The sequence below is a fragment of the Nocardia sp. NPDC051833 genome, from assembly GCF_040681225.1.
Taxonomy (GTDB): Bacteria; Actinomycetota; Actinomycetes; order Mycobacteriales; family Mycobacteriaceae; genus Nocardia.
In genome coordinates, this window is sequence record NZ_JBFAYK010000003.1 from 44813 (window position 1) to 67312 (window position 22500).

General features: G+C 70.6%; 20 protein-coding genes. 8 read left to right on the forward strand and 12 right to left on the reverse strand.

Annotated features, from left to right (window positions below; genetic code table 11):
* The first annotated feature begins 20 nt into the window (after window positions 1-20).
* The 4 genes from AB0L91_RS24840 (at window position 21) to AB0L91_RS24855 (ending at window position 3817) form a co-directional block, all read left to right on the forward strand.
* Window positions 21-944 (forward strand): ferritin-like domain-containing protein, encoded by a 924-nt coding sequence (locus AB0L91_RS24840; protein WP_355281093.1) that lies wholly within the window; start codon window positions 21-23, stop codon window positions 942-944.
* A complete protein-coding gene (locus tag AB0L91_RS24845) occupies window positions 941-1510 on the forward strand; it encodes an NAD(P)/FAD-dependent oxidoreductase (RefSeq protein ID WP_365013846.1) in 570 nt (189 codons plus the stop codon). Before AB0L91_RS24840 ends, AB0L91_RS24845 begins: the two co-directional genes overlap by 4 nt.
* Complete coding sequence (locus AB0L91_RS24850; protein WP_365013847.1) at window positions 1507-2991, forward strand: NAD(P)/FAD-dependent oxidoreductase; 1485 nt, start codon at window positions 1507-1509, stop codon at window positions 2989-2991. The genes AB0L91_RS24845 and AB0L91_RS24850 overlap by 4 nt, the downstream gene beginning before the upstream one ends.
* Window positions 2992-3094: 103 nt before the next feature.
* Complete coding sequence (locus AB0L91_RS24855) at window positions 3095-3817, forward strand: HAD family hydrolase (RefSeq protein WP_365013849.1); 723 nt, start codon at window positions 3095-3097, stop codon at window positions 3815-3817.
* A gap of 4 nt (window positions 3818-3821) precedes the next feature.
* Here the strand turns inward: AB0L91_RS24855 and AB0L91_RS24860 are convergent, their stop codons facing one another.
* The 7 genes from AB0L91_RS24860 to AB0L91_RS24890 form a co-directional block, all read right to left on the reverse strand.
* Entirely contained in the window at window positions 3822-4250 is a 429-nt protein-coding gene (locus AB0L91_RS24860; protein WP_365015273.1) for a cupin domain-containing protein, read from the reverse strand.
* 199 nt (window positions 4251-4449) lie between these two features.
* The gene (locus AB0L91_RS24865) at window positions 4450-6627 is read right to left on the reverse strand and encodes an MMPL family transporter (protein ID WP_365013852.1); all 2178 of its coding nucleotides are present in this window, start codon (window positions 6625-6627) and stop codon (window positions 4450-4452) included.
* Window positions 6624-7820, reverse strand: a complete 1197-nt coding sequence (locus AB0L91_RS24870; protein WP_365013855.1) for a peptide synthetase — start codon at window positions 7818-7820, stop codon at window positions 6624-6626. Before AB0L91_RS24870 ends, AB0L91_RS24865 begins: the two co-directional genes overlap by 4 nt.
* A gap of 31 nt (window positions 7821-7851) precedes the next feature.
* On the reverse strand, window positions 7852-8895 hold the full coding sequence (locus tag AB0L91_RS24875; protein ID WP_365013857.1) for an NAD-dependent epimerase/dehydratase family protein: 1044 nt from the start codon (window positions 8893-8895) through the stop codon (window positions 7852-7854).
* A complete protein-coding gene (locus tag AB0L91_RS24880; protein ID WP_365013860.1) occupies window positions 8892-10553 on the reverse strand; it encodes a fatty acid CoA ligase family protein in 1662 nt (553 codons plus the stop codon). The genes AB0L91_RS24875 and AB0L91_RS24880 overlap by 4 nt, the downstream gene beginning before the upstream one ends.
* Entirely contained in the window at window positions 10550-11455 is a 906-nt protein-coding gene (locus AB0L91_RS24885; protein WP_365013863.1) for a hypothetical protein, read from the reverse strand. The genes AB0L91_RS24880 and AB0L91_RS24885 overlap by 4 nt, the downstream gene beginning before the upstream one ends.
* 8 nt (window positions 11456-11463) lie before the next feature.
* Window positions 11464-12513, reverse strand: coding sequence for a 3-oxoacyl-[acyl-carrier-protein] synthase III C-terminal domain-containing protein (locus AB0L91_RS24890; protein WP_365013866.1), 1050 nt, complete (start codon window positions 12511-12513; stop codon window positions 11464-11466).
* Between the two features lie 522 nt (window positions 12514-13035).
* On the opposite strand from AB0L91_RS24890, the gene AB0L91_RS24895 reads away from it, so the two are divergent.
* Window positions 13036-13581, forward strand: a complete 546-nt coding sequence (locus AB0L91_RS24895; RefSeq protein ID WP_365013869.1) for an AAA family ATPase — start codon at window positions 13036-13038, stop codon at window positions 13579-13581.
* Here AB0L91_RS24895 and AB0L91_RS24900 read toward each other — a convergent pair whose 3' ends face one another.
* Window positions 13582-14592 (reverse strand): MsnO8 family LLM class oxidoreductase, encoded by a 1011-nt coding sequence (locus AB0L91_RS24900; protein WP_365013872.1) that lies wholly within the window; start codon window positions 14590-14592, stop codon window positions 13582-13584.
* Between the two features lie 246 nt (window positions 14593-14838).
* On the opposite strand from AB0L91_RS24900, the gene AB0L91_RS24905 reads away from it, so the two are divergent.
* From AB0L91_RS24905 to AB0L91_RS24915, 3 genes are all read left to right on the forward strand, one after another.
* A complete protein-coding gene (locus AB0L91_RS24905; RefSeq protein ID WP_365013875.1) occupies window positions 14839-15168 on the forward strand; it encodes a DUF779 domain-containing protein in 330 nt (109 codons plus the stop codon).
* 51 nt (window positions 15169-15219) lie between these two features.
* Complete coding sequence (locus AB0L91_RS24910; protein ID WP_365013877.1) at window positions 15220-15885, forward strand: hypothetical protein; 666 nt, start codon at window positions 15220-15222, stop codon at window positions 15883-15885.
* A gap of 140 nt (window positions 15886-16025) precedes the next feature.
* Complete coding sequence (locus AB0L91_RS24915) at window positions 16026-17261, forward strand: cytochrome P450 (RefSeq protein WP_357348591.1); 1236 nt, start codon at window positions 16026-16028, stop codon at window positions 17259-17261.
* A 42-nt stretch (window positions 17262-17303) separates the two neighbouring features.
* Here AB0L91_RS24915 and AB0L91_RS24920 read toward each other — a convergent pair whose 3' ends face one another.
* The 4 genes from AB0L91_RS24920 to AB0L91_RS24935 form a co-directional block, all read right to left on the reverse strand.
* Entirely contained in the window at window positions 17304-18521 is a 1218-nt protein-coding gene (locus tag AB0L91_RS24920; RefSeq protein ID WP_357349086.1) for a cytochrome P450, read from the reverse strand.
* A gap of 92 nt (window positions 18522-18613) precedes the next feature.
* Window positions 18614-19033 (reverse strand): roadblock/LC7 domain-containing protein, encoded by a 420-nt coding sequence (locus tag AB0L91_RS24925; RefSeq protein WP_355281117.1) that lies wholly within the window; start codon window positions 19031-19033, stop codon window positions 18614-18616.
* Window positions 19030-20430, reverse strand: coding sequence for an ATP-binding protein (locus tag AB0L91_RS24930; RefSeq protein WP_357348593.1), 1401 nt, complete (start codon window positions 20428-20430; stop codon window positions 19030-19032). The genes AB0L91_RS24925 and AB0L91_RS24930 overlap by 4 nt, the downstream gene beginning before the upstream one ends.
* A gap of 236 nt (window positions 20431-20666) precedes the next feature.
* On the reverse strand, window positions 20667-22391 hold the full coding sequence (locus AB0L91_RS24935; protein ID WP_365013881.1) for a GMC family oxidoreductase: 1725 nt from the start codon (window positions 22389-22391) through the stop codon (window positions 20667-20669).
* Between the last annotated feature and the right edge of the window lie 109 nt (window positions 22392-22500).

The following is a 22500-nucleotide window of genomic DNA, read 5'->3' on the forward strand; positions in this document are numbered from 1 at the left end:
TCACCGAAGGAGATCGAACAATGACGTTCGCCTATCCCGACATGCTCGCCACGGTGCGCGCCAAGCAGTGGGCGCTGGCCGACATCGACTGGGACGCACCGGGTGCCGACACCATCACCGACGAGCAGCGCCCCCGGCTGGCCACCTTCATGGCCGATCTGGTGTGGATCGAACACGTAGGCGCGCGCGGGTTCGCCGCCCTGGTGCACCAGGCACCGCCGGGCCCGCTGCGCGAGATCTACCGGTACTTCCACGCCGAGGAACAGAAGCACGCCAACGCCGAACTCGCGCTGATGCGCCGGTGGGGGATGCTCGACGGCGACGCGATGCCGGTGCCCAACAAGAACATTCGCCTGGTGATCAGCTGGCTCGACCGCTACGCCGATCAGCTGAGCCTGCCGGTCCTCGGCACCGTCATCCCCTCGCTGGAGACGGCGCTGGACGGCGCGCTGGTGAAGTTCCTGCTCGACGAGGTCGACGACCCGGTGTGCCACGAGGTGTTCCGCCACATCAACAACGACGAATCCCGGCACCTGGCGGTCGGTTTCCAGGTGCTCGAACAGCTCGGGGCCGGTCCGATCCGCCGGATCGCCATCGAGACCGCCGGTTTCGCCGTGCGCCCGTCGTTCGTGCTCGGCGCGCTGCTGTACGCGCCGCTGCTGTCGCGGATGTCGACCAACATCATCGCCCTCGGGCTCGACGAGGAGAAGCTGTGGCAGGCGGTGCGCCGCTACGAGAACGTCGGCGAGCGCAGTCCCGCGATCCGGCGGGTGCCGCTGTATCACGTGGTGAAGACGCACGGTAAGGCCACGATTCACCGGCGCCAGCCGTTCCAGCTGCTGGCCGACGTGTCCAACGCCTGCATCGACCGGTTCCCGGTCCGGATGCTGGGCCGCAGGCCGTCCTGGTCCGACGAGCTCACCTACGAACCGGTGGCGAAATGACCACGCTCCGTTTCGCCGAGACCTTCACCGGCCGCCAGCTGCACCGCACCACCTTCGTCCCGCGCCACGAATTCACCGGCAGGCGGGTGGCGATCGTCGGTGGCGGGGCCGCGGCCGCGCGTCTGCTGCCCGGCATCGCCGCGGAGGCCGCCCGGGTGACGGTGTTCCAGACCGACGCGGTGTGGATCCTGCCGCGCGCGCCACTACCCGGCGCCACGGTCCTGCGCGGGCTGCCGGCGCCGGTGGTCCGCCTGGCCGCGCGGATCAATCTGCGTGTCCAGGTGCGTGATTCGTGGCTGCGGCATCGGCTCACCCCGGACGAGGACGCCGGCGTCGCCGTGCACAACAGCTACTACCGCACGCTGCGTCGACCCCACTGCGCCCTGGTGACCTGGCCGATCGCGCGGCTGGTCCCGCTGGGCGTGCGCACGGTCGACGGAATCGAGCACCGGGTCGACACCATCGTCTACGCCGAGGACACCGGACACGTGGTCCGCGTCCTCGCCCGGCGCGGCCGCACCCACTACTCGCCCGAATTCGCCGGCACGACGAAGGAGATCGCATGACCACCACCGGGATCGACCACGAGATCGTCATCGTCGGGGCCGGATTCTCCGGCATCGGCGCCGCGATCGCGTTGCGCAATGCCGGATTCGACGACTTCCTGATCGTCGACGAAGCCGACGGCGTCGGGGGAACCTGGCACTGGAACACCTATCCCGGTGTGGCCGTGGATATCCCGTCGTTCAGCTACCAGTTCTCGTTCGAGCAGCGCACCGACTGGTCACGGGTCTACGCGCCGGGCCGCGAACTCAAGGCCTACGCCGAATCCTGCGTGGACAAGTACGACCTGCGGCCCCACATCCGCTTCGGCACCACGGTGACCGGGGCCGACTTCGACGAGCGGGACCGGCGCTGGGTGCTGCGCACCGCCGACGGCACCGAGCTGACGGCGCGGTTCGTGATCAGCGCGACCGGTGTGCTCACCCGGCCCAAACTGCCCGATATCCCCGGTGTCGAGGACTTCGCCGGGGTCACGATGCACACCTCGCGCTGGGACCACCGCCAGGATCTGCGCGGCAAGCGGGTCGCGATCATCGGCACCGGCGCCTCGGCCGTGCAGGTCGTTCCCGAGATCGCCCCGGCGGTCGAGCGGCTGACGGTGTTCCAGCGCACGCCGATCTGGTGCCTGCCGCGACCCGATATGCCCCTGCCGCTCCCCGCCCGCCTGGCGCTGAAGGTGCCGGGCGGACGCACCCTGACGCGGCTGGTGAGCCAGACCTACGTCGAGTTCACCTTCCCCCTCGCCGCCCACTACCACCGCTCCCTGCCGACCGCCGCGATCGGCGAACGCGCCGGCCTGGCCCATCTGCGCAGACAGGTGAAGGACCCGGCGATCCGGGAGGCGCTGACCCCGAAATACGCGCTCGGCTGCAAGCGGCCCAGCTTCTCCAACGACTATCTGTCGACCTTCAACCGCCCGAACGTGACCTTGGAGACCACGGCGATCAGCGCGATCACGCCCACCGGGGTGCGCACCGAGGCGGGCGTCGAACACCCCGCCGACGTGCTGATCCTGGCGACCGGCTTCAAGGTGATGGAGTCGGGCAACATGCCGACCTACGACCTGCACGGCGTCGGCGGCCGCGATCTGGAGACCTGGTGGGACGAGAACCGCCTGCAGGCCTACGAGGGGGTCAGCGTGCCCGGCTTCCCCAATTTCTTCTCCATCATCGGCCCCTACGGCTACAACGGCGCGTCCTACTTCACCCTGATCGAGAATCAGACCCGCCACATCCTGCGCTGCCTGCACCACGCCCGCAGTACCGACGCCGAGCGCATCGAGGTCACCGAGGAGGCCAACGACCGCTACTTCCGGGAGATGCTCGCCCGCCGCGGCGGTCAGGTGTTCTGGCAGGACAGCTGCGCCACCGCCAACAGCTACTACTTCGACAAGCACGGCGACGTCCCGCTCCGGCCCGCCTCTACTCTCGAAGCCGCTTGGCGCAGCGGCCATTTCGCCCTCACCGACTACGTCTTCAGCTAGCGGACGGCGCCGCGGCCGCAGGCGGGGCCGCGGCGCCGTGCCGACGTATGCGATGCTCGGGGCGGATGACGCCGGGGGAGCGTCGGAACGGAAAGGGGTGCCCATGCCGATCCGCGGTGTGCTCTTCGACGTCGACGACACGCTGTTCGACTACTCGTCCTCGGAGGCGGCCGGGCTGCTCGCGCACCTGCGCCAGGACGGCTCGCTCGACCGGTTCGCCGACCCCGCGGCGGCGGTGGCGCTCTGGCGCGAGATCACCGAGCTCGAGTACACCCGGTTCGTCGTCGGGGAACTCTCCTTTCCCGAGCAGCAGCGGGCCCGCGCCCGCACGTTTCTGTCCCGGCTGCGCGGCGTCGCGCCCACGGCGGTGACCGATCCCGACGCGCTGGCCTGGTTCACCGGGTTCGCCGCCCATCGCCGGGCCGCCTGGTCGGCGTTCCCGGACGCCGAGCCGGTCCTGCGCCAGCTGGCGCCCGGCTACCGGCTCGGCATCGTCTCGAACGCCGCGGTGCCGCAGCAGCAGCGCAAGCTCGCGGCCGTGGGACTGCTCGACTACTTCGGGGACCGGGTGGTCTGCAGCGAGGAGCACGGCGCGCCGAAGCCGGAGCCCAGCATCTTCCTGGCCGGCTGCGCCGTGCTCGGGCTCGCGCCGGACGAGGTCGCCTACGTCGGCGACAAGTACGCGGTCGACGCCGTCGGCGCGCACGACGCGGGCCTGCGATCGTGCTGGCTCGACCGCGCGAACACCCACTCCCACACCGAGATCCGCGACGGCATCCACGTCATCGCCACCCTCGAACACCTCCCGCCCCTGCTGACGGGCTAGGTCCTCAGCTGCGGAAGTCCGCGAAGTCGAACCCCGGCGCGACAACACAGCTCACCAGGACCTCCTCGTCGGCGGCGGGTCGCGCGGCCTGCCAGTGACCGCCCGGGACCACGTACTGCACCTGCTGACCGGCGTCGACCAGCGGACCCAGGGTCACCACCGTCGCGGTGCCCGGCGCGTCGCCGTCACCACCCAGGCTGAGCTCGAGCGGCCCGCCCCGATGCCACAGCCACACCTCGTCGGAACGCACCGCGTGCCAGATCGAGTGTTCGCCGGGCGGGAGCAGAAACAGGATCCCGGTCGCGGCCGCCCGGGCGCCCGGATAGCCGGCGGGCGCGAAGGTGTGCGCGCTGCGCCAGGTCTCCCGATACCAGCCGCCTTCCGGATGCGGTCGCAGATCCAGTGCCGCCGCCGTCGACGGCCGACGCAGCACCTGGGTGTGGCGTCCGTCCGGTCCACGCCGCACCCAGCGCACGTCCTCGACGGCGTCGACCGGCACGCTCTCGGCGGCCGACCCGAGCCCGGGCACGGTCAGCACCAGCACCTGGGCGGTCGTTGGCAGGGTGTCGGCGGCGCGCAGCGCGGCCGCGTCGTCGGCGGCGTGGAGGACCTCCGCGCCGATCCGCAGCCGGTCATCGGCCGACTGCCACCTCTCGCGGGTCGTCACGATCATCAGAGCTGTCCTGCTGTAAAGAGTCGGGCTGTTTCCATGGTGCGCTCCGGCGCGTGTTCGTGCACGCCGGCGACCGGTCGGCTCGCCACGGCAGCCACCAGTTGGCGGGGCCCATCAGCTGCACGAGGGCGGGGACGAGGAGCATGCGGACCAGCGTGGCGTCCAGGACCAGGGCGATGATCATGCCGAGGCCGAGGAAGCGCATCGGCGTCAGCGGCGAGAGCGCGAAGGCTCCGGTGACCAGCACGAGCAGGACGGCGGCTGCGGTGATGACGCGGGCGGTCTTCACCGTGCCGACGCGCACGGCGGTCGCGGTGTCGGCGCCCGCGCGGTGCGCCTCGGCCATCCGGGAGAGCAGGAACACCTCGTAGTCGGTGGACAAGCCGAAGACGACCGCGATGATCAGCACCAGCATGCCCGCCGGGATCGGCCCGGCCGTGATACCGAGCGGTCCGGCGAGATGGCCGTGGTAGAAGATCATCGTCAGCACGCCGAAGGTGGCCGCCAGGCTGAGGAACGCCATCGCGACGGCCTTGAGCGGCAACATGATCGAGCGGAACGCGACCGTCAGCAGCACCATCGTGGCCAGCACCATCACCGCGATCATCAGCGGCATCCGCCCGACCGTCGATGCCACGGTGTCGACGGTCGACGCGGTATCGCCACCCACCGCCAGCGTCGTGCCCGCCGGTGGTTCCAGCGCCCGCAGGGCGTGGACGGTGGCGGTCGCGTCCGCGCTGCGGTCGGCGGCGGTGAGGAAGGCGTGCAGGACGACGACATCGTCGGCGCGCCCGACCTGCACGACATCGCCGACGCCGGGGACGGCGTCGACCTCGTCGAGCACGGTGGCGACCGCGGCCGACTGCGGCGGGCCGTCGATGCCGCGGAGCAGCACGGTCGCGCCGCTCGCCGCGGCCGGGAAGGTCGCGGTGAGCTCGTCGACCGTGCGGCGCATCTCGCTGTCGGGCGGCAGGGCGCGGTGGTCGATGTCACCGAGGCGGATGCCGGTCAGCGGTGCGGCCAGGGCGAGCAGGATCGCGCCGACGACGACGGTGACCACGCCGGGGCGCCGCAGCACGGCGTCGACCACCCTGGTCCAGAAGTGCTCGGTGCGGGTCGTCGGCCTGGCCCGTCCGATCCGGGTGCCGAACAGCGCCAGCAGGGCGGGCAGCACCGTCAGCGACAGGCCGGCGGCCATGGCCACCGCCGCGATGGACCCGATGCCCAGCGACCGCAGCACCGCCTGCGGGAACACGAAGGTGCCCGCGAACGCGCACATCAGCAGCAGCGCCGACAGTGCGACGGTGCGCCCGGCGGTCGCGTAGGTGCGGGCGATGGCCGCGGGCACGTCGCGGCTCTCGGCGTACTCCTCGCGGAATCGGTTGACCAGGAACAGCCCGTAGTCGATGGCCATGCCGAGGCCGAGCAGCGAGGCGATGTTCACCGCGAAGGTGGTCACCTCCGTGGTCTCGGTGAGCAGCCGGATCACCCCCAGGGACCCGGCGACCGCGAGCGCGCCCACCAGTACCGGCAGGGCACCGGCGAGCAGCCCGCCGAACACCAGCACCAGGATCAGCAAGGTCAGCGGCAGGGAGATCGACTCCGCCACCACGAGATCACGCTGCGAGCGCGCGACGATCTCGGAGTTGAGCGCGCTGTAGCCGGAGAGTCGGGTATCGACGCCGGGCACCCGGAGCGCGTCGGCGATCGCGGGAAAGGCGGCGATGCGCGCGGTGTCGTCGCCCGCGGCGAACACCACCGCCACGGCGTGGCGCCGATCCGGCGAGACCAGGAAGTTCCGCATCGGCGCGGCGGCCTGCCAGTAGCTCTGCGTCGGCCGCGCCAGCAGGGCCGGGTCGATCCGGTCCAGTGCCGCGGTGACCTGCGGCCCGATCTCGTCGACGGTCCGGCCGTCCGGCGCGGTGTAGAGCGCGATCACATCGGGACTCTGCGGACCGAACTGCGCCGTGACCACCCGGTCCACCAGCGCCGACTCGCTGCCCTGATCGGCGAAACCCCCGGCGCTGAGTCGCTGGGTGACATCGGCGCCGAAGGCCGCGCACAGCCCGACGACCACCACGACGACGGCCAGTACCGCGCGCGGCCGGGCGATGACCAGGCGGGCCAGCACCGTCACAGCGTTCGGTCCAGCCGGGCCGGTGCGGATTCGAGCATCGCCACGATCCGGTCGAGCAGTGCCTCGAGCCGGGCCTCCACCCCGTCGCCGTTGCGCGCCGACACCGTCAGATCGGTCCGGCCGTCGAATTCGGTGAGCCCGAACAGCAGTGGCATCGCGACACTGTGCTGGGGCAGTACATACAGCCCCGTCGGCCGGAAGCCGGGCACGGCCAGCTCGTCGGCGGTGAAGCGGCCCATGTGGGACACGGTGGCCGAGGCCAGGTTCCGGCCGAAGCGGGCACCGAGCCAGTTCGTCGTGTGCAGGACACCACGATTGATCGGGTCGGGCACCAGGGTGATCCGGGTATTCGCGAGCTGGTTCAGCTCGCGCCGTTCGCGCAGGCCGGTCGTGATCTGCTCCTTGATCGACGTCCAGTCGCTGCCGGACTCGATATCGAGGAACAGCGGCAGGGCCAGATTGGCGGTCGAGCGCAGCGCCGGATCGTGCCTGCGCAGGTCGACCGGCATCATGATGCGCGAGGTCCCCGGCGTCTCGGCGGCCAGCAGCGCGCAGACCCGGGCCAGCGCGCCGGGGGCCGCGGCGTCGATCCGCCGGTGCCGCAGCAGATGCCGCGCCACACCGCGTCGCTGCCTGCCCCGGCCGGTCGCGCTGCGGTAGCGCGGCACCATCGCCGCGGGCTTGCCCGGTGCCCCGACCCGATCCACGAGTTCCTGATCGGCCACCGGGTCGAGCTGGGGGATCGGATCCTCCCCGCGCAGCGCGCGCAGGACGTTGGTCACCCACAGCACCATGCCCATGCCGTCCATCACGCCGTGGAAGACCCGGAAGACCAGCGTCACCGGTGCGCCGGTCAGCAGCAGCACCTCGACCGTGGTCTCCGGCGTCGGTCCGATCGGGCTGGTGAGCACCGGGTCGGACTCGAGGACGGTCGCGGGGAGCACATGGCCCGGCACCACCCGGACCGCGGGCGCGGTACCGGCGTCGACCCAGTCGGTGCCGCGACGCACCAGTCGCGCGCCCGGGGTCACCGTCGCGGCCAGCGCCACCGCGCGGCGCAGCCGGTCGGGGTCGAGGTCACCGTCGCCGGGGACGACCAGCTGCATGAGGAACGGCGGCGCCAGGTCGCGCATGGGGAAGTACATGCGCTCGGTCGTCGAGATCGGGCGACGGAAGGTGCTGCTGCCGTTCATGATTGCCTCCGGTACGTCGGTCGTGCGGTGACTACCGCAGGTCCCTGGTGAGCGTTTCGATGCCACCCTGGGCATCGAGCCAGGTGAGGAATCCGGCCAGCCCGGTGTCGCGATCGATGACCGGCGTGTAGCCGAGATCGCGGCGGGCGGCGCCGGTGTCGTAGGTGGCACTGCGGGTCATCAGCGCGACGGCGTACCGCGACAGCGGCGGCGACCAGCGAGTGGCCACGGCCGGGATCCGCCACACGGCCTCGACGGCCGCCACGACGGCGGTGAGCACGCGACGGTTCGGCCTGCGCGAGGGCGGCGCGTAACCGAGCCGGGTCGCGACCGCGCCGAGAAACGCCCACACATCGGTCTTCTCGGCATCGGCCACGAAATACGCCCGGCCGCCGACGGATTCCGCCGTGAGCGCGAGCACGCACGCGCGCACGATGTTGTCCACGTGGCACAGCGACGCCTCGACCGTGCGGCCGTAGGACAGATCCGGCAGCGATCCGGTCGCGGTCCGGCCGAGCAGCCGCACGATCGGTCCCGAACGGTCACCCGCGCCCCAGATCGCCCGCGGCCGCAGCGCGACGGTGGTGAAGCTGTCGGTGTTCGCGGCGAGCACGGACCGTTCGGCGGCGGCCTTGGTCTCGGAGTAGAAGTTCAGGTAGCGGTGCGGGTAGGGCAGTGCTTCGTCGACGTCGAGCTGGTCGCCGCCGTCGCGGTCCATCAGCGCGCTCGGACTGGACACGAAGACGAACCGGGCCGCGCCACCGCGCCGGGCCGCGTCGAGCAGCGTCTCGGTGGCGGTCACGTTCTCCGCCCAGAAGCGGGCCCTGGTGCCGCGTTCGTCGACCCGGGCCGCGCTGTGCACCACGACGTCGATGCCCGCGGTCGCGCGGGCCAGCGAGGCCGGGTCGGCGAGGTCGCCGTACACGACCGTGACCCGCTCGCGGGCCGGGCCGAGATCGTCGAGCACGCTGGTGGGCCGCGCCAGGATCGATACGTCGTGGGCGCCCTCGGCGACCAGCGCGCGCACGAGCGCGCCACCGAGGAACCCGGACGCGCCGGTGACCAGGACCTTCATCGTCGTGACTCCTGTTTCTTCGCCGCCCACCTGGCGAGTTCCTCACGACCGATCTTGGCGTTGTGCCGGATGTCGACCGGGAACCCGGGATGGACGAGGAACTCGGTTACGGGCGCCGTGATCTCGAATTCCACGGCGCGGGTGCGCAATCGGGTCAGGGCGGCGGCCGGGTCGGCACCGGGTTCGAGCTCGACGCACAGCACCGGCCGCTGGATACCGCGCGCGCCGAGGCCGACGAGCGCGGTCCGCGCGACCCCGGGCACCACATTGAAGACCTGCTCGACCTGCACGGTGAACATCGGCCCGCGCGCGGTCTCGACGCGCTGACTCTTGCGCCCGCAGAACCAGATCCGGTCCTGCTCGTCGATCCAGCCCAGGTCGCCGGTGCGGTGCCAGGTGCGGTCGCCGTCGGCGATCTTGCCCGCCGCGTTGGCCGCCGCGGGCCAGTAGTACCGGGTGCTGACATTCGGGCCGGTGACGACGATCTCGCCCACCGCGCGTGGCCCGGCCGGGCGAACCGCCTCGTCCCAGTCGGTCACCGGATCGTCGGTGATGGCGAGCAAGCGCACCTCGACCCGATCGGCGGCGCGGCCGATGCAGGTGCCATCCCCCTGGTGGGCGCGCTCGACCAGTCCGTCGAGCAGTTCCCTGGACTCGATGGTCGACATCGGCAGCGCCTCGGTCGAGCCGTAGCCCGCGTAGATCTCGGCGTCGGGACTCAGGACTTCGCGCAGCCCCGCGACGCACCAATCCGGCACCGGCGCACCACCGGAGAACACGCTCGACAGCGTGCTCAGCTCGGCCGGGTGCGCGCGCAGGTGCTCGAGCAGCGGAATGAGCAGGGCGGGGGAGGCGAACATGGTGCGCACGTCGAAGCGGTCGATCGCGTCCACCACGTGCGCCGGATCGGTCGACCCGACCTTGCTCGGAATCAGCGGCGGCAGCACGCAGCGCGCGCCGAGCAGCAGATCGAGCACGCCCACCAGCGGCAGGGTGATCAGCGAGGTCCCCGGCGGGGTCCCGCCGCGGGCCGCGTGCACCTGCTCCACCATCGCGGCCAGGTTGCCGTGGGTCAGCTCCACCGCTTTGGCCGGACCCGTACTGCCGGTGGTGAATCCGATGATCAGCACGTCCTCGGGTGCGGCGGCCACCCGCTCGGGCAGCGGGCCCGACGGTGTCCGGCCCCAGGCCCGCAGCGTGGGTCCACGCCAGAACCAGCGGCGTCCCACCGTCAGCGTGGTGCGCACGCGACGGAAGCTGCGCGGGAACAGCACTCGCAGCGCGTGCGCCGGGGGAATCCCGATGAACGCCTCCGCCTCGACCGCGCGCAGGCAGTGCACCATCCGGCGCACCCCCATGCCCGGGTCGATCACCACCGGCACCGCGCCGATCTTCAACAGCGCGAACAGGATCGCGTACAGCTCCGCGCTCGGCAGCACCAGCACGATGGTCCTGGTCCCGCTGCCCACGCCCGAACCGAGGAGCTGCTCGGCGATCGCGTCCGACCACAGATCCAGCTCCTGATAGGTGATCCGCCGGTAGTCGGGCAGACCGGCGGCGGTCTGCCCGTCGGGGTAGATCACCGCGGCCCGATCGGGTTCGGCCTGCGCGAAAAGCCGGAAGTCGTCGATGGTCCGCCAGTAGGTCGCCGTCGTCACGCGGTGGTCTCCGCGGGTAGTCGGTACAGGGTGGCGGCCGCCGACGGACCCGCGCCCGCCGCGACGAACAGCACGTGGGTGCGGCCGGTCAGCGAGCGCTCGGCGATCGCGCGGTCGTAGGCCAGCGGCAGCGCGGCGGTGTGCGGGTCGCCGTCGGTGAGGTCGGGTGTGCGCACCGCGTCCTGGTCGATGCCGAGGGCATCGGCGAGCCGCTTCGGGAAGTGCGGGGTCGGCGTCGAGGCGATCAGGGCCAGGCCGGCCGGGTCGATCTCGGCGGTGGCGATGGCGGCGCGCGCCGCGTCGCAGGCGACGGCCAGGATCCGGTCCTCGAAATCGGCGTCGCGCTCGATGGTCATCAGGCTGCGGCCGATCGCGCCCATGGTCGCGGTGTCGACATAGGCGACCTCGGCGGGACTGCCCGTCGACCGCGCGGAGTGCACCGGCCCGAACCCCTCCGGGCCGTCGACCTGCTCGAGCAGCAGCGCGGCACCGGCGGTGGCATAGGGGAATTCGGCGTCGGCGGTGCCGCGGGTGAGCGAGGGATGGGTGTCGCCCGCGACGACGAGCACGTGCTCGGTGCTGCCGGTGGCGAGCACCGACTCGGCGACCCGGACGGCGTCGAGTACCCCGACGGCGCCGTTCATCAGGTCGAAGGAGAAGGTCCGCGGATCGTCCCTGGTGTAGTCGAGGCCGATGCCCGCCGCCTTCTGGATCAGCGCGGAGACCGCCGGTTCGACCGTGTTCGAGTCACGGAAGATCCCGGTGTTGATCAGCACGCCCACCTGCTCGGGCCGGATATCGGCTCGCTGCAGGCATTGCCGCGCGGCGCGGCCGCTGTGCTCGACGATGCTGTGGGTGTCGGCGGCCCTGCTGGCGCCGGTGGCTCGGATACGCACGCCCATGACGAACCTCAGACCTTCAGCGAAGAGATGGTGGTGGACAGGAACCCGGCGACGACGCCGGAGGCGGCCGGAACCATGAGGAGCTTGGACCCGGCCTCGATGCTCTGCTCCGACAGCTGGTCGTGCAGCACGATGAAATGCGAGGTGGTCGAGGTGTTTCCGTACTTCTCGATCACATTCAGGTCCGGCGGCATCGGGGTGCCGAACTCGCGGGCCGCGACGCCGTTGATGTACGGCACGGCCGCCGCGCCGAACTGGTGATGAATGATGTAGTCGAACTGCTCGTCGGCGAAGGTGCGGCCCCGCTGCTCGAGGAAGGTGCCCTGCGCGTCCGGCCACAGCATGAACCTGGCCTCGTTGTGCATCTTGCGATTGTCGGTGTAGAGCGCGACACCCGCCGACTTGTCACTGGGCATGCCCAGGCACAGGTGCGAATGCTCGGCGGCGGTGAACAACTCGACGTAGTGGATCATGTCCGCCTCGTCGACGGCCTGGTCGAGCACGACCGCGCACCCCGAGTCGCCCACCGACAGCGAGGCGAACTGCAGGTCGTACTTCTCGGAGATCTCGTTCACGGCGGTGTCGGCGATCGGGGTGATCGACTCACCACTGACGACCATGCCGTTGCGCACCACACCCGCCCGGATCATCCGGTCGAGAATGTAGGTGCCGGTGAGCATTCCGGCGCAGGCGTTGGACACGTCGAAGGTGATCGCCGCGTCGGCGCCGAGCGCCTGGGCGATCGTCGAGGCGAACGAGGGCTCCATGTACATGCGGGTGCCCTGATTGCTGCGGGTGATCGAACAGGAGATGATCACGTCCAGTTCGCTCGCGGCGTAGCGCGACCTGGTCAGGCAGTCCTGCGCGGCGTGCACGGCCAGCGCGAACGAGTCCTGCATGGCGTCGGGCGCGGTGTCGCGCACGCGCCGTTCCTTGATCCCGGTGATCCGCTCCAGGTCGAACGAGGGCGGTACTTTCAAACGGGAAATCAATTCGGCGGTGGAGACGATATTCGACGGAAGATATGCGCCGATCGACTCGAAACGTGAATGCAACACGTGAACTCCTCCAACGTCTGTAAGTGCGCCTGGGATCATTTCCGACCGTCGGTGGGACGGAACCCTACCGGAGAAAAAGCATTCGCCCGGAAGCGATCTGAACGGCCGTGGACGGACGCACGACCATCGATGCACCTATGTGTGACCGAAAGTCTTGGCTATGCGGCTATCGCTGGAGAAGTGATGTTGAGCAGCGGTGATGCAGTCGTTTACGGCGTATGGGCAGAGGGTGGCTATCGCTCCGGTGTGCAGTCGCGGGCGGGTCGGGTGCCGAGTCGGCGAGGGTTCGGAGTGAGGGACCTCACGAATGAACTCCGGACGGAATGTATCGCCGAGGCCACACCTTTTGTCACCGGGGCAAAATGGCCGCCGGGAAGTTTGTCGTGAGAGGAAAACCCGCCGCGCCGACAAACTCTGTGGCCCAGCACACCATCGGCGGCGTAGCCTCGTCGGCACCGTACGGGCGCGGCCCGGTGGCAGCTGTCCTGACCATCGGCCGCGCGATCAGGAAGGGGCTGCCGCGTGACCGGGTCGCTGCCACAGGTCATCGTTCTTCTCACCGGGATCCAGGCCGCGGGGAAGTCGACCATCGCGCAGATGCTGGCCGAGCGGCTACCCCGCTCGGTGCATGTGCGCGGGGATGTCTTCCGGCGCATGGTGATCAACGGGCGCGAGGAGATGGCGCCGGAACCGTCCGAGGAAGCCGTGCGGCAGTTGCGCCTACGGCACCGGCTGACGGCGGCGACCTGCGACGAGTACTTCCGGGAGGGCTTCACGGTGCTGGCCCAGGACGTCGTCCTCGGCGAGCACCTGCCGGAGATGATCGAGCTGATCCGGCATCGGCCGCTGCTGGTCGTGGTGCTCGCGCCCCGGCCGGACGCCATCGCGGCCAGGGAAACCGCCCGGGGCAAGGACGCGTATCACCGGTGGACCATCGACCTGCTCGACGATGGTCTGCGCAACCACACGCCCCGGCTCGGGCTCTGGCTCGACACCTCCGAGCAGACGCCGGAGCAGACCGTCGAGGAGATATTGGCGAGGGCGTGGACCGAGGCCGCGGTCGGCTGATCAGTGGGCGGCGGAACGCAACCCCGCCAACCGCGCCAGCCGCCGATGCGAATCCAGCCGTGCCGTCCGATCGAAAGTGCTCGTGTGGACGAGGATTTCCTCGGCGCCGGTCTGGGTAATCAGGTGTCCCAGCGAGTCGGCGACTTCGGCTTCGGAACCGTGGATCTGGTCGTCGAGTGCTCGCTCGAAGAGCTCACGCTGACGGGCGGTCATCGTCGTGGCGTCGATCTCCTCGGGGGAGAGCAACGCCGGGAACTCGCCCCGGGTGCGTGCGTACGCGCTCGACCACGCCTCGGGGAGCAGGAGCCGGTGTGCCAGCGCGGTCGTGTCGGCGATCATCACGGTCGCCGACACGATCACATAGGGCTGCTCGGCTCGTGCCGACGGCCGGAACTCGGCGCGGTAGCGCTCGATCGCCCGCACCATCGCCGCCCGGCCGCCGACCTGCGCGATGACCAGCGGCAGCCCGAACCTGGCCGCCCGCTCGGCGCCCGAACCGGTCGCCAGCAGAAAGGTCGGCAGGTGCGCGCCCTCGGCCGATCCGGCGTGCACGCCGAAGCGGCCCGCGTCGAAATAGTCGAGTAGTTCGCCCAGGTCGGCGTCGAAATCCTCGGCGTCGGCCCGATCGTGGGCGAGCGCCCGGCGCACGCCGTCGGTGAAGCCCACCGAGCGCCCCAGACCCATATCGATCCGCCCGGGGAACAACGATGCCAGCACACCGAACTGCTCGGCGACGACCAAGGGCTGATGATTGGGCAGCATGACACCGCCGGTCCCGACCCGGATCCGAGCGGTGGCCGCCGCGACCGCCGCGGCCAGCACCGTCGGTGCGGTGCCTGCGACACCGGGCACGCTGTGATGTTCGGCGACCCAGAACCGGTGATATCCCCACCGCTCGGCCAGCTGGGCGAACTCGACGGTGTCGCGCAGCGCGTCGGCGTGAGACTGGCCACGCCGGACACGCGAGCGATCCAGGATCGAGAGGCGGGTCGCCTCGGGTATCGGGGTCATTTCCCTGTCAACGCCGCGTGTCGCGGGGGATTCCCCGGCGGGTCGCGGCTTCGCAAGATTCGATCGGCACCAACGTTGGACCAACCTTGCCCACCCATAGTGTCTGGCGACCCCGACAACCGAGATCTTCCCGAGGAGCGCACCATGCCTTACCAAGCCGGGTCCGGACGCCGTGAGCGGCCTCCGTACGTTCATGCCGCGAACCACCGTCATCGAGCCATCGACACGACCGAGGACGCCCGTCACGTGCTGCAACTGCTGACCGCCATGCACGGACCCGTCGTCCTGTACCTCCCGCCCGACTCCGACGGTCACACCCCGATCTGTGTGCGCCGCACCGATTTCCACGCCGGCGCCGACGACGTCCTGGCGGGCCAGACCGCCTGGCACACGGAATTCTGGCTGGCCGAACGCTTCCACGTCGGGCTGGAGGACCTCGACGTCGGCATCGATGTCCGCACCGCGCCCGCCGCCGATCGCCGGAGCACCTCGCTGGAATCCTCCTGCGGCTTCCGCTTCACCCTGCGCATCGAGAGCGCACAGGCGACGACGGACCTCGTCGAGGAGGCCTCCTAGCACTGCGACGGCCGACGGGGGGTTGTCGGTGGGTGTGGTTACCCTGCCGGGATGGTCGGACTGGACCCGGCGTTGCGCCGGTTGACGCGGGATGTGGGAAAGCTGCTGCAGCCGTATGGTTTTCGTGGATCCGAAGCCAGATGGACGCAGGTGGCGGCGGGTGGGGTGGCGTCGGTCGGCCGCGGCCGGGTCCAGCGGAGCTGGACCGACGGTCAGCAGGAGGTCCGATTCGGGCTGGAGGTGAACGCGACGCCGACGGCGTGGTGGGAGTTCGGCGACTGGTGCGGGCAGCGGCTGGGTGGTCCGCCCACGACGCTCGCGGACGCGACCGGGCCCGGACTCGTCGAACTGCGGGGGATACCCGCCGAATGCACCGAACCGTGGTCGCTGCGCGTCGATCCCACGGTCGACGGACAGCAGGTACGGCAGTCCGACATCGAGGCGCTGCGCGCGGAACTGCCGCGCCGGGTCCACGTCTACGCGCGCCGGGCACTGCGCTTGCTGGAGCCGGACCGCTATCTGGACGAGTTGCTCGCCGACCCTGATCCGGGGCTGCGCACCTGGGAAGCGGTCGTGGTGTTGCTGGCCGAGCGCGGCCCGGGGGACCGGCTCGACGAGGCGCTGGCGCGGTACGAGACGTGTCTTCGGGCCGAGGACGCCCAGCTGGCGCCTGTGAATGCCCTTGCCTACGTGCGTGATCGCGTCGCCACCGCCTGAATGCCGCTGTCGCCGAGTCCCTGCGACCTGTCGGGCGTACCGGTAGCATCGCTAACCGAATCGGAAGGTTCAGTCCAGCAGTATGTTTCGATGCGATCGCCTGCATTGGGGTCCGGGAAACACCGGTGATCGAGAGGTTCATGGTGGAATCGGTAGCGAGTCGGTTGGTAATCGATACAACAGGGGAAGACATCCAGGGGGAGAGCGCGCGCATCCGGGAGCAGGGCCCGGCGGTGCTGGTCGAGCTGCCCGGCGGGGTGCCGGCGTGGTCGGTCACCGACCAGGCGCTGCTGGAGAAGCTGCTGACCGATTCGCGGGTCTCCAAGGACGCCTCGCAGCATTGGCCGTCGTTCGTCGCGGGCGAGATCCCGCCCGACTGGCCGCTGTTCCTGTGGGTCGCGGTGTCGAACATGTTCACCGCCTACGGCGCCGACCACCGCAGGCTGCGCAGGCTGGTGGCGCCCGCGTTCACCGCACGCCGCACCGAGGCCATGCGCGAACAGGTCGAGCGGATCACCACCGACCTGCTCGACGCGCTGGCCGAGACCCCGCCGGGCGAGGCCGTCGACCTGCGGGAGCACTTCGCCTATCCGCTGCCGATCCAGGTGATCTCGGAGCTGATGGGCGTGCCCGAATCGCTGAACCCGGGCCTGCGGACGTGTGTCGACGGCATCTTCGACACCACGCTCACCCCGGAGCAGTCCCAAGCCAACTACCTGGAGATGTACCGGATCCTCGGTGAGCTGGTGGCCTTCCGCCGCGAGCACCCCGGCGACGACATCACCAGCCTCCTCATCTCGCAGCGCGATGAGGACGAAGGCGGCGCGCTCACCGAGGAAGAACTGATCGGCACCCTGCTGCTGGTCATCTCGGCCGGTCACGAGACCACCGTCAACCTCCTCGATCAGGCGATCATCGCGCTGCTCACCCGGCCCGCGGTGCTCGCCGAGGTCACGGCGGGCACGATCACCTGGGCCGACGTCGTCGAGGAGACGTTGCGCTACGAGTCACCGGTCGCGCACCTGCCGTTGCGGTTCGCGGTGTCCGACATCGACATCGACGGCGTCCACATCGCCCAGGGCGAGGCGATCCTGGCGAGTTACGCGGGCGCGGGACGTGACCCCAAGCGGCACGGCGAGACCGCCGACGAGTTCGATCCGACCCGGGCCGACAAGTCCCACATGGCGTTCGGCTACGGCGTGCACCACTGCCTCGGCGCGCCACTGGCCCGGCTCGAGGCGCTGGTCTCGCTGCCCGCGCTGTTCGAGCGTTTCCCCGCGATGAGTCTGGCGGCGCCGGTCGGCGAACTCGGCACCGTGCCCAGCTTCATCTCCAACGGGCACAAGCACCTGCCGGTGCGCGTGCACGGCGAGTAGCCGGCGGTGGTCCCTGCTCGGACACCCGAGCAGGGACCACGTTCACCGCGTCGGCGTCGCGAGCGGCGGCGTCCTCGGGAATCGCACCGGCAGGGCGGCCAGCGCGCGGTGGAACGGCCCGGGACGCCAGACCAATTCGGCCTCGGGCACCGCCAGCTCCAGCTCGGGCAGCGCGTCGAGCAGCTGATCGATCGCCTCCTGCGCGATCAGGTAGGCCGGGGACTTGGCCGGGCAGCCGTGCGGGCCCGTGCTCCACGCCAGATGCGCCCGGTTGTCCAGGAAGTCACCGCTGCCGATCGAGGGATCGTTGTTGCACGCGGCCATGCTGATCACCACCGGCTGGTGGGCGGGCAGCCACACGTCGTCGACCAGAATGGGCTGGCGCGGGTAGGTGGTGCAGAAGTTGGCCATCGGCGGATCGGTGTAGAGCACCTCGTCGAGCGCGTCGCGGGTGGACAGGCTGCCACCGAGCAGGCTGCCCGCGAAGCGGTGATCGGTGAGCATCAGCCGGATCGTGTTGAGGACCAGGTTGAGCATCGGCTCGATCCCGGCGCCGTACATGGTCAGCAGCTGGTTCATCAGCTCTTCGTCGTTGAGCTGCTGCGGGTGCTGCACGAGCCGGGTGGTGATGTCGTCGCCGGGGGTGGCCTGTTTGAGCCGCACCAGGTCGTAGAGCGCGTCCTCGAGCATCTGCGCGCCGCGGACCGCGGTGTCGCCGCCCTCGAACATCTGGGCCATCCCGGTGGCGACCCGTCCGCCGATCTCCTCGGGGACGCCGAGCATGGCGTTGATCGTCGCGAAGACGACCGGGAACGCGTACTGGCTCAGCAGATCCGCCGTGCCGTCGGCGCAGAAGCCGTCGATCACCGGCATCGCGATCTGTTCCACGGTCCGGTGCAGCCGATACAGGTCGACGCCCGCCAGCCCGGCCACGGTCACCTGCCGGTACCGGACGTGTTCGGCGCCGCTGGTGCGAATCGCGTTGGGGCGGTAGCGCATCATCGGATACACCGGGCAGTCCACGGGGATCTCGCGCTGCCACATCCGCGGATCCGCCGGAAAATGGTCGGGATCGTTGAGAATCTGTACCGCCGTGCGATAGCCGATCACCAGGGTGGCCGGCACACCGGGCACGAGATCCACCGGCACCAGCGAGCCGTAGCGGTGCCGCATGGCGCGATAGGCGCTCTGCGGGTCGGCCGCGAATTCCGGCGAGTACAGCGGGACGCGATCCTGGCCGTCGCGCGAGTCCGGTGACACCGGGCAGCGGGCCGGGGCGAGGTCGAGCGGAACGTCGAGCGGCACCGCGGGTTCTCCTCTCGGTGGTACCAGGAAGGGCGTCGGGTCGGCCGTCACGCGGGCGACCGATCGCCACGCCGCGGTGCCGTGCCCAGTTCGCGGCCGACCCGGGCCGCTAGCTCGTTCATCCGGTGCGCGACCAGGGCTAGGTCGACGTCGCTGCTCGTCGCGACCCCGAGCAGGGTGCCGGCGCCACCGGCGGTGATCAGCACCATGCCCTCCTCGTACTCGGTCATGTTCTGGCGCACCGGATTTCCTGGCTTGCCGCAGAACTCGCCGAGCGCCTTGCCCAGGGACCGCAGTCCGGAGGCGGCGGCCGCGAAACGCTCGGCCTCGTCGCGGGTGACACCGGCGGAGTGGGCGATGCGCAGCCCGTCGTCGGACAGCAGCACCGCGAAGCGCACACCGTCGAGCTCGAGGTCGTCGAGTAACCAGGCGAGCCGGTTGGTGCTGTCTGCGAGGGGAGTGCTCATCGGATGTCCTGCCCTTCCGTCGATTGCGCGGCCGCGGCGCGGCCGTGTCGGGAACCGCTGTGCCAGGCGGCGGCGAGTTCGGGCCTGCCCGGGGTGTCGGCGGTGTTCGCGCGGTCGTCGAGCGGGGCGACGTCTCGACGCCTGCGTTTGGGGAGCCCGCCGGTGGTCCGGCTGTCGGCGAGATCGTCCGGCGCCGGCGCGGCGGGCAACGCTGCGGCGGGCCGGTGCCGACCGGTCGTCTCGGTCGCGGCGGCGAGCGCGGGCTGTTCGCGCACTACGGGTTCCGGGTCGATGGGGCGTGGCTCGGCGACGACGAGCAGCGCCGCCGGGATGAAGACCATCGCCCGCGTTCCGCCGTAGATGTTGGGCCCGTCGACATAGGCGGCGAAGCCGTAGCGTCGGGCCAGCGCGGCGACACCGGGGAACCCGACGCGGGGCGACGGACCGAGCGAGTTGATGTCGACGGCGCGCTCCCCGGAGAGCACCTGACGCGCCTCCTCCATCTGCTCCTGGCTCATCCGCACGCCCGCGTCGTCGATGATCAGCGTGACGCCGTGATGCCCCTCCTGGAAGGAGATGTCGACGAACGAGGACGGCGGCGAGTAGCGCAGCGCGTTGTCGAGCAGCGTGGCCACGGTGTGGACCAGCGGTTCGACGGCCCGGCTCACGATCACCTGATCGCAGTTGCCCGACCGGATCCGCAGGTAGTCCCGCACCCGGCTGGTCGCGCCGCCGATCACCTCGTCGACGGTCTGCTGCGGCCAGCGCCTGCCGGGCAGGCCGCCGGAGACGATGACATAGGACTGCGCCTGCCGGATCATCTGCTGCACGGTGTGGTCGATCCGGCTCAGGATCGCGTAGACCTCGTCGTTGCGGTTCTCCCGCAGCGCGTTGCTGACCACCTGGCCGACATCGGCGCCGAGGCTGACGACGGTGGTCCCGAACGAACGGACCGCGCTGTTGGTGGCCGCGCGCGCGTCGCCGGCGACCTGTGCGCGGGTCGCCGCCTCGGCCGCCTCGACCCGCGCGGTGGCCCGTTCCTCGGCGGCCGCTTCGACGGCGGCGGTGGTGTCGTGGCGGACCTGGCGCAGGTCGGCGGCATGACCGACCGCGATCCTGGCCACCTTCTGCGCGAACGGCGAATCCTGGAGCAGGGCGGGAACTTCCGCGGTGACGATCGGTTCGGTGTGCTGGCGGATCGCGTCGGTGATGCGCGGCAGGGTGAGCTCGGCCAGCCGCGTCATCGCCTCCTCGTGGGCGTAGAGCTCACGTTCGGCCGCGTCGAGGCGATGGCGGACGCGGCGTTCGTTGCGCAGCGCCAGGACCGCGACGGTCACCGCGCCCAGGAGCACCAGAGTGGCAAGAGAGAACAGGAGCACCGCGATTGTCGGAGTCATCGGTTCCTTCGTCGTCACCGACCGAAGAGCCCACGTGGCCGGCACCCCGCCGGTCTCTCCGGCGAGCCGCGTCGCCGACGTTCACTGTCCGAAGTGGTTGTACCGCTGCACCATTCGAGACGAACATGTGCGAACTCGGTTCCTGCCCGAGCTCGCTGCCCTGCGCTGTCCGGCGATCCCGGACACCCTAGCAGTGCTTTGTTGGACTATCGAAATATGTTGACGGCGGCCGGTATTCAGCGCACCGGCCAGATCGGCAGGCGCAATGCGGCAGCGGCCGTGGCGGGTACCACCGGACGCTCGGGTGCGATCGGCGCGATGCGCTGGTAGGGCGCTCCGGCCGGTGGGCGCGGGTCGGGCGCACCGTTGTTGGGCCACAGCGCGGCCGCGCGCTCGGCCTGGGCGGCGATCGTGAGCGAGGGGTTGACCCCGAGATTGGCCGAGATGGCCGACCCGTCGACGATGCTCAGGGTGGGATAGCCGTGCACGCGGTGGAACGGGTCGATGACGCCGGTCGCCGCGTCGGCCCCGATGACGCACCCGCCGAGGAAGTGCGCGGTGACCGGAACGCCGAACACGTCGGGCCAGGTGCTGCCCGGGGTGGCGCCGAGTTTGCCCGCGACGCGGCGGGTGGCCTCGTGGCCCGCCGGGATCCAGGACGGATTCGGTTCGCCGTAGCCCTGTTTCGAGGTGAAGCGGCGGCCGAACAGGCCGCGCCGGGTGTAGGTGGTGATCGAATTGTCCAGGCTCTGCATCACCAGCAGGATCAGGGTCCGCTCGCTCCACCGGCCGGTGCGCAGCAGACGCGGCGTCAGCAGCGGATGCCGCAGGGCGGTGAGCAGGACCCGGGCCCAGCGCGGTGCGCGATGACCGCCGTCGACGAGGTAGGTCTGCAACAGGCCCATCGCGTTGGACCCCTTGCCGTAGCGCACCGGCTCGACGTGGGTGTCCGGGGTCGGATGGAACGAGGAGGTGATCGCCACGCCCGTGGTGAGTTCGCGCTCCGGGTCGACGGTGGTCCGGCCCGCGCCGAGAATGGCCTCGGAGTTCGTCCGGGTCAGCACGCCGAGCCGGTCCGACAGGCCGGGCAGGACGGCTTGGTCGCGCATCCGGAACAGCAGGTTCTGGGTGCCCCAGGTGCCCGCCGCCAGCACCACCTGCCGCGCCGACAGCGTGCGGCGATGCTTGCGTACCCAGGCGCCGGTGCGCCGGGTGTCCACGCGCCAGCTGCCGTCGGGTCGCGGGCGGATCGCGTCGACGGTGGTCAGCGGAAGTACCTGCGCGCCCGCCTGTTCCGCCAGCCCGAGATAGTTCTTGACCAGGGTGTTCTTCGCGCCGTGGCGGCAGCCGGTCATACACTCGCCGCACTGGAGGCAGCCGGTGCGGTCGGGTCCGGCGCCGCCGAAGTAGGGATCGGCGACGGTGCGGCCCGGCTCGCCGAAGTACACGCCGACCGGCGTCGGGACGAAGGTCTCGCCCACGCCCATCTCCTCGGCCACCTCCCGGATGACGGTGTCGGCGGGAGTGAGATGCGGATTGGTGACGACCCCGAGCATCCGGCGGGCCTGGTCGTAGTGCGGGCTGAGCTCGTCGTCCCAGTCGGTGATGGCGGCCCACTGCCGGTCACCGAAGAACGCCGCTCCCGGCTTGTAGAGGGTGTTGGCGTAGTTGAGTGAACCACCGCCGACCCCGGCGCCCGCCAGAATGAAACAGTCGCGCAACCGATGCACGCGCTGGATGCCGAAACAGCCCAGCCGCGGGGCCCACAGGTAGCGGCGCATGTCCCAGTTCGTCGCGCCGAAATCGGCATCGGCGAAACGGCGGCCCGCCTCGACGATGCCGACCCGGTAGCCCTTCTCGACCAGCCGCAGCGCGGTGACGCTGCCGCCGAAGCCGGAACCGACGATCAGCACGTCGAAGTCGAACCCGGCCGCGGTGCCGTCGGTGGTCTGTTCCAACACCGTCCAGACACTAGGGCCCGGATGTCCGCGGAAAGGAAACGTCACAGGTCGTTGGACGAATTCACCATGGCGGGCCGGCCGATCTGTCACGTGGAACAGCGCGCGCGGC